The 6,662-nt window shown below is 32.3% G+C and carries 11 protein-coding genes; 6 read left to right on the forward strand and 5 right to left on the reverse strand.

Annotated features, from left to right (window positions below):
- Positions 1 to 339: 339 nt before the first annotated feature.
- Positions 340 to 627: a type II toxin-antitoxin system YafQ family toxin gene (locus tag B2S90_RS03225; protein WP_055288988.1), complete on the reverse strand. Its 288-nt coding sequence runs from the start codon at positions 625 to 627 to the stop codon at positions 340 to 342.
- Positions 624 to 902, reverse strand: coding sequence for a type II toxin-antitoxin system RelB/DinJ family antitoxin (locus tag B2S90_RS03230; RefSeq protein ID WP_055288986.1), 279 nt, complete (start codon positions 900 to 902; stop codon positions 624 to 626). Before B2S90_RS03230 ends, B2S90_RS03225 begins: the two co-directional genes overlap by 4 nt.
- A 156-nt stretch (positions 903 to 1,058) precedes the next feature.
- On the opposite strand from B2S90_RS03230, the gene B2S90_RS03235 reads away from it, so the two are divergent.
- The gene (locus B2S90_RS03235) at positions 1,059 to 1,589 is read left to right on the forward strand and encodes a flavodoxin family protein (RefSeq protein WP_278780594.1); all 531 of its coding nucleotides are present in this window, start codon (positions 1,059 to 1,061) and stop codon (positions 1,587 to 1,589) included.
- Positions 1,590 to 1,624: 35 nt separating this feature from the next.
- Here B2S90_RS03235 and B2S90_RS03240 read toward each other — a convergent pair whose 3' ends face one another.
- Positions 1,625 to 2,083, reverse strand: a complete 459-nt coding sequence (locus tag B2S90_RS03240; RefSeq protein ID WP_055234860.1) for an Lrp/AsnC family transcriptional regulator — start codon at positions 2,081 to 2,083, stop codon at positions 1,625 to 1,627.
- A gap of 124 nt (positions 2,084 to 2,207) precedes the next feature.
- Between B2S90_RS03240 and B2S90_RS03245 the strand changes: the two genes are divergently transcribed.
- From B2S90_RS03245 to B2S90_RS03260, 4 genes are all read left to right on the forward strand, one after another.
- Entirely contained in the window at positions 2,208 to 3,557 is a 1,350-nt protein-coding gene (locus tag B2S90_RS03245; RefSeq protein ID WP_286696531.1) for an MATE family efflux transporter, read from the forward strand.
- 113 nt (positions 3,558 to 3,670) lie between these two features.
- Positions 3,671 to 4,153 (forward strand): GNAT family N-acetyltransferase, encoded by a 483-nt coding sequence (locus B2S90_RS03250; protein ID WP_055288983.1) that lies wholly within the window; start codon positions 3,671 to 3,673, stop codon positions 4,151 to 4,153.
- Positions 4,153 to 4,521, forward strand: a complete 369-nt coding sequence (locus B2S90_RS03255; protein WP_022425589.1) for a hypothetical protein — start codon at positions 4,153 to 4,155, stop codon at positions 4,519 to 4,521. The genes B2S90_RS03250 and B2S90_RS03255 overlap by 1 nt, the downstream gene beginning before the upstream one ends.
- Positions 4,522 to 4,596: 75 nt before the next feature.
- On the forward strand, positions 4,597 to 4,746 hold the full coding sequence (locus tag B2S90_RS03260; RefSeq protein ID WP_187114806.1) for a hypothetical protein: 150 nt from the start codon (positions 4,597 to 4,599) through the stop codon (positions 4,744 to 4,746).
- A 123-nt stretch (positions 4,747 to 4,869) separates the two neighbouring features.
- On the opposite strand, the gene B2S90_RS03265 is transcribed toward B2S90_RS03260, so the two are convergent.
- Positions 4,870 to 5,235, reverse strand: a complete 366-nt coding sequence (locus tag B2S90_RS03265) for a hypothetical protein (protein ID WP_055288981.1) — start codon at positions 5,233 to 5,235, stop codon at positions 4,870 to 4,872.
- A 1-nt stretch (position 5,236) separates the two neighbouring features.
- Positions 5,237 to 6,193, reverse strand: a complete 957-nt coding sequence (locus B2S90_RS03270) for a hypothetical protein (RefSeq protein WP_278861045.1) — start codon at positions 6,191 to 6,193, stop codon at positions 5,237 to 5,239.
- Between the two features lie 203 nt (positions 6,194 to 6,396).
- Here B2S90_RS03270 and B2S90_RS03275 point away from each other — a divergent pair.
- Positions 6,397 to 6,662 (forward strand): metallophosphoesterase family protein (locus tag B2S90_RS03275; protein ID WP_286696532.1); only part of this gene is annotated, 266 nt, incomplete at its 3' end.

The raw sequence follows: 6,662 nt of genomic DNA on the forward strand, positions 1-6,662 counted from the left end.
AAGTAAGGCGAAGTGTTCGAAAATGAATACTTCGCTATTTTTTGTCTAAATATTTATATGTATGAAATCTAGATTGAAAAAATAATAAAAGCATTAGTTCCTTCTATTATGATATCCATGTTTATTAGTATTCTCACATTTATCGTTTAACTTATATTAATTACTTTGTTTTAATTATGTTGTAATGATTGGAATTATACAATGACCTGCAGAAGGTTAAGTTATTATGATTCTAGTCAGAAATGCTAATAGCTTAACTAATGAGTTTTTCATTACGATTATATTCTTTTTTATATAAAAAACCGTACAGTTATTTCCTGTACGGTGGCAGACAGTTTGTTAAATATACAAATCGCTGTGTGTGCCAGTGTTAGCAAGCGTCAGTACTAGAACATCTTCCTCTATGTAGTAAATGAGTAGCCAGTCAGATAGAATATGACATTCTCGATAACCTGCCCAATCTCCAGATAATGCATGGTCACGATACTTATCTGGTAAGGACTCACCAGTTGCAAGTAAGGTGATAATTTGATTTAATAATTCAATTTTTAATCCACGCTTTATAGCACGTTTATAATCTTTTTTGAAACTGGTTGTGTATTTGATGGTATATTTGTTTTCTTTCATCGTTTTAAGTCAGCAAATAATTCATCAAGGTCATTATAACCTTTTACGGAAGGATCTTTTGCAATTCTTTTCGCTTCTAACATAGAAGCAACAGTTTCTTTATTAGGTTGTTCTATACTTATTTTAAATGGAATACCACCCTCACGAAGTGACTGGCGTACAAAGATATTAAATGCTGTAGTAAGATTCATACCTAATTCAGAAAATAGTATATCTGCCTGTGCTTTTAATTCTGTATCCATACGAATACTGATATTTGTTGTATTTCCAGCCATACAATCAACCCCTTTCTGAATACATTATATATTGAATGCACGAAAAATACAATGCATAGCACGTTAATTGCATTATAATTAAGTTAACTAAAAAATATGAATTAAAACATATCTCTAATATAAGCAATATAGTTGACATGAAAGGAATGATGACGAATGAAAAACATATTAATCATATCTAGCTCACCTAGAAGAAATGGAAACTCACAATTACTATGCAATCAATTCATGCAGGGGGCACAAGACAAAGGACATCATGTAGACATGATACGTATCATAGATCAAAATATAGGCTTTTGTAGAGCGTGTGATGGATGTGTGAGAAATGGTGGAACATGTATACTTAAAGATGATATGGCCGATATACTTGATCTTTATCAAAAAGCAGATGTACTCGTACTTGCGACACCAGTCTATTTCTATGGAATCAGTGCACAAATGAAAGCATTCATTGTTCGTACTTATCCTATCTGGGAGCATTTAGGTAAAAAAGATGTTTATTATATTATTTCTGCGGGTCTAGGAGAGGATATCGTAGAAAGATCACTAGGCGACCTCGACGGTTTTGTAGAACATCTAGAAGAATATGAAATAAAGAGTAAGCTCTATGCCACAAATGTCATGGATGCAGGTTTAGTAAAGAATCAGGATATATATATAAACAAGCCTATGAAATGGGAGATTTAATCTAAAAAAGATCAGTGCGCAATCGCTTTGGCCTTTTAAAGTCTGAGTCCTTTTATATCCTTTACACGTGACAATATAATATTACAACTACAGCTTAATACACCGGGAAGTGTATCTATAACATCATGAAGAAAACGTTCCATTTCTTCATTAGAAGATGCCACTGCATGGACGTGCAATTTATCTCTACCAGTCACTCGATAAATCTGAGTGACTATATTATTTTTATTTAATATATCTGTTACTTCTTTAAAACTATCAGGTTTTGTTTCTATTTCAAAATAACAGGATACAGCACCATTAATCTTCTGTGGGTTGATAATTGTTGTATATTCTTCAATAATGCCCTTATTCTCTAAAGCTTGAATACGGGCTTTTACTGCAACTCTAGAAATACCGATCTTCTCACCTATATCAGAATAGGACATACGTGCATTCTTTACTAATAATTGAATAATCTTCTGATCTAACTCATCTAAACCATTTAAATACATACAAATCACTCCTGTCTTATCTATCTTATCATTACTAAAAGTGAATCACAAGTTGATATAAGTAAACTATCATACTATAATAGTTACATAACGTAAGTTATAACTTACGAATAGGAGGTATACAATGAATAAGGATCTTACAAAAGGACCTGTTATAAAATCAATGCTGCTGTTTGCGATACCTATGATATTAGGTGATCTCCTGCAGCAATGTTACAACATTGCTGATACTTTAATAGTAGGGCAGTTCTTAGGAAAAACAGCACTTGCAGCTGTTGGGTCATCCTTTACATTGATGACCTTTATTACATCTATTATATTAGGCTTATGTATGGGAAGTGGTGCACTCTTTTCTATTAGATTTGGACAAAGAGATGAAAAAGGATTAAAACAGGATCTATGTGCCTCCTTCTTCTTTATCGCCTTCATATCCATATTACTTAATATCATTGCTTATATATGTCTAGATGCACTTAAACTCTTCTTAAGAGTGCCTCATGAGGTATGGGGTGATATGCGATGTTATCTCTTATATATCTTTATGGGAATCATTGCGATATTCCTATATAACTTCTTTACGGCTTATTTAAGATCCATTGGTAATTCAGTCATTCCACTCATCTTTCTTGCCATCTCTTCTATCTTGAATATTATTCTAGATCTCTATTTTGTACTTGTATTAAAGATGGGAGTCGAGGGTGCTGCCCTTGCCACAGTACTTTCTCAATATGTATCAGGTATAGGCATCATGCTTTATACACTTCTATGTTATAAAGAAGTACTTGTCATATTTAAAATCAGTTATTTAAAAAAAGAAAGAATCAATCAGATCATCTCTTTCTCACTTCTAACATGTATCCAGCAATCTGTCATGAATCTAGGAATACTTATGGTACAGGGATTAGTCAATAGTTTTGGTACAGTCGTTATGGCTGCATTTGCAGCTGCAGTAAAGATCGATGCCTTTGCCTATATGCCTGTACAGGATTTTGGAAATGCCTTTTCTACATTCATTGCTCAAAACTATGGAGCCAAAGAAAAAGAAAGAATACAAAAAGGACTCAAAGAAGCTATTCGTATCTCTTCAGTATTTTGTATAGTCATTTCTATTCTAGTTTATATATTTGCTAGACCTTTAATGATGATCCTTGTAGATGCCAAAGAAACAAGCATCATCCTAGAAGGTGTACGCTACTTAAGAATAGAAGGTGCATTCTATATCGGTATAGGTTGTTTATTCTTGTTATATGGTTTATATCGTGCTTTAGGAAGACCAGGTATGAGTGTTGTTCTTACAGTATTCTCACTTGGTACAAGAGTCGTTTTAGCTTATATTTTATCTTCTATACCAGCACTAGGAGTCATTGGTATATGGTGGTCAGTCCCAATAGGCTGGGCACTTGCGGATTTAGTAGGATTAGTATATTACAAAATGAATAAACATAATCTGTTAAGTTCTGAGGGAGGATTATAATGAAATATGTTGGTATTAAGTGATACATCTAAAGGTTAATAGGAGCTTCTCCTGTTTTATATATTGACAGAGATTAACCCTGTTTGATTAAATGGTGGTAGGGAGGATGAATCATGATTATTAGAGAAGCAAGAATAGAAGATATAGAAAGAATATTAGAAATATATGATATTGCGAAAGCATTTATGAGACAAACAGGGAACCCACATCAGTGGAACAGCCGTTATCCTGATCAAATAACATTAGAAGAAGACATTCATAAACATCAACTCTTTGTAATGGAAGAAGATTCTATTATACATAGTGTCTTTGCGTTTATTATAGGAGAAGATCCTACATATAAGGAAATAGAAGGTGCATGGCTTGATCACAGTACTTATGGTACGATTCATCGCATTGCGAGTGATGGTATTATGCATCAAGTTTTTAAGAAAGCAGTGGATTTCTGTAGTGAAAAATGTACACATCTAAGAGCTGATACACATGAAGATAATAAGATTATGCAGAAGGTTGTATTAAAAAATGGTTTTCAAGAAACAGGAATTATCTATGTAGAAGATGGCACACCTAGAATAGCTTATGAGAAGGTGAAATAATGATCTGTCCTAAATGTGGATGTAGAGTAGAACCGGGAATGAAGAAATGTCCTGTATGTGATAGTACTCTAGACAATGAATATACAAGATATGAAAAGAAGATGAAAAGAAAAAGAATACAGAAAAAAGCAATAGGTTCTGTATTTCTTATATCTGATATTATTCGTACTCTTATTGGTGTAGGTATAGCTCTATTTGGCTGTGTAGGTATCATGGAAGGTGATTATCTATTTGCAGCTAGTATAATTCTATTTGGATTATCGTTAATTCCTTATTGGTATAAGAAAGCATCTAATAGATTCATTGCGATTATTCTACCTGTATTGTTTGTACTTATGGGTTTTGTAGTATTATTGTTTACAGTATAGAAAGTATATTCTTTTATCTTTTTGTCTTGTAATACATGTTGATAATGCTTACTATAGACTAAAGAGGTGATAGATATGACATATACAGAACCAACCGCAATTGGTGGTAGGACACAAGAAGAACTAGACAAAGAATTAAGAAAAGGTATTGAATCTATCAAAGAAGGTAAAACATTTACTGCAGATGAAGTAGATGAAGAACTTGCAAGAGAGTTTGGAATCTAACGTGAGAGAAACAGCGGATTGCTGTTTCTTTTTTTAGACTAGAAAACTGTAATCATATGCAAAAATCTATTCTATAACTAACAAAAGAGGATACCCACTACAGTGAATATCCTCTCAATTATGCTATAACTTCTTTTTTATCACTTCAGCTGCTACATTCACAGCCTTCTCTGCTACCTGTTCAGCTATTTTTGGTGCCTCTTTCTTTAATACTTTTATTGCTGGTACTGCTACAAAACCTGCAACCTCAGCTCCTTTTTTCGCCACATGTATTGCTTTTTCTTTTCTATCCTCTCGTTTTGTACGGCATTCATTACAATAACTATGTTCAGATTCTGCTTCATCCAATGGTTTAAAACAGCCATGTGACTTACAAACATAGATTAATTTCTCACCACACTCAGGACAATAGTTAACCTTTGAATTAAATTTCTTTTTTCTATGTGTCTTACAAAATTCATTAGGACAAGCCTTTTTCCTCAAATCCATACTAATTACCCTCCGTTTTGTATTGTATAGCTCTTAATTTGTTTTGAATTTCTTTGTAGTCAAGTAATGCATTCGCTCTTTTACTCCAAGTACCATTTATGAGTTTGTCATCTCTTGGATCACATTCAATCAAAAATCCCACGTTTGGTTTTATGATAGCTTTTATGAACCTCTGGTATTCATTACAAACCATCAGCATAGAATTGAATTGATTATTATCAAAATAAATCATTGCTTTTAAGGTGATGATTCTATTAATCGTCTGAAAACAAACATGAATGTTCTGCATTTTCTCTACAAGACAATCGTGTTTCTTTCTTTTTATCTTATTGAATTGAGGTGATCTTAAGAAAGCTATATCAGATTTGAATTCCTGAATAATTTGAGCCTGTGAATCATTGAGAGATTTCAATGATTGAGCTATTAGTTCTTTTCTCAAAGATGCGTCACTTACCTGTAATGCTTCTAGATAGAGAGATAAACCACTATAATATAATCCTACTCTATCATTATGAAACTCCATCAATATATGACTGATGTTCTCTTCAATATTTTCTAATGTATCTACAATATCAGCTAATACATCTTTGATGACATTTAACTGTGATGCAATAATCAAATCCTTTTCATTCACTTGTTCTTTGATGTTTAATTTCTTACCGTAATGATTCTTCTCATCTCGTAACTGCGCATACATGTTGCCATTCTTATCTTTATCGAATCTAAGTAATCCCTTTTTGTATTTTTCTTTCAACTCATCTGACAGATCAACGACTAAATTCACATCATCATCCTGTTCAATGGAATCAAAAAGATGATTCATAAACACATTAGATTGATCATATTTTTTAGAAATTAAAGATTTGAATGAACTGTATTCAAATTGTTCATCATATAAATTAAGAAGAGATTCATCCATCAACAATATAGAATCTTCTCTTTGATCAAAATAAGACATACTATACAACTCCAATCAATTTGTTTTCTAGTACTATTATAATACTGATTGTTGTATATTGTCTTATTTTTTGTCTACACTAAACAATTTTATATTTTTTTCTATGACACCTATTTCAAGGTATTATCAAGCATGAATTTCAGACATAGAATATAGAGATGGTGTATAATAAACTTATCTTGACACAGAAAGGACGAATAATAATGAAACTATTTCATTTATCTGATCTCCATATTGGCTTAAAGCTAATGAATAGAGACTTAACAGAAGACCAACAATATATACTTAATAGAATTGTACAATACGCAAAAGACAGACAACCTGATGTCATTATGATTGCAGGTGATATATATGATAAAGCTGTTCCTAGTGCTGAAGCAGTGAGTCTATTTGACTCTTTTGTGACATCTTTAAAGGAAGCAGTACCCCAATCTACTATTATGATGATTTCTGGTAATCATGATAGTGC

The sequence above is a fragment of the Catenibacterium sp. UBA627 genome (assembly GCF_002299355.1).
GTDB classification, from domain to species: Bacteria; Bacillota_I; Bacilli_A; order Erysipelotrichales; family Coprobacillaceae; genus Catenibacterium; species Catenibacterium mitsuoka.

Coding starts and splice junctions, on each gene's coding strand:
- B2S90_RS03225 (WP_055288988.1), bottom strand. CDS start 627: ATGAAAGAAAACAAATATACCATCAAATACACAACCAGTTTCAAAAAA.
- B2S90_RS03230 (WP_055288986.1), bottom strand. CDS start 902: ATGGCTGGAAATACAACAAATATCAGTATTCGTATGGATACAGAATTA.
- B2S90_RS03235 (WP_278780594.1), top strand. CDS start 1,059: ATGAAAAACATATTAATCATATCTAGCTCACCTAGAAGAAATGGAAAC.
- B2S90_RS03240 (WP_055234860.1), bottom strand. CDS start 2,083: ATGTATTTAAATGGTTTAGATGAGTTAGATCAGAAGATTATTCAATTA.
- B2S90_RS03245 (WP_286696531.1), top strand. CDS start 2,208: ATGAATAAGGATCTTACAAAAGGACCTGTTATAAAATCAATGCTGCTG.
- B2S90_RS03250 (WP_055288983.1), top strand. CDS start 3,671: ATGATTATTAGAGAAGCAAGAATAGAAGATATAGAAAGAATATTAGAA.
- B2S90_RS03255 (WP_022425589.1), top strand. CDS start 4,153: ATGATCTGTCCTAAATGTGGATGTAGAGTAGAACCGGGAATGAAGAAA.
- B2S90_RS03260 (WP_187114806.1), top strand. CDS start 4,597: ATGACATATACAGAACCAACCGCAATTGGTGGTAGGACACAAGAAGAA.
- B2S90_RS03265 (WP_055288981.1), bottom strand. CDS start 5,235: ATGGATTTGAGGAAAAAGGCTTGTCCTAATGAATTTTGTAAGACACAT.
- B2S90_RS03270 (WP_278861045.1), bottom strand. CDS start 6,193: ATGTCTTATTTTGATCAAAGAGAAGATTCTATATTGTTGATGGATGAA.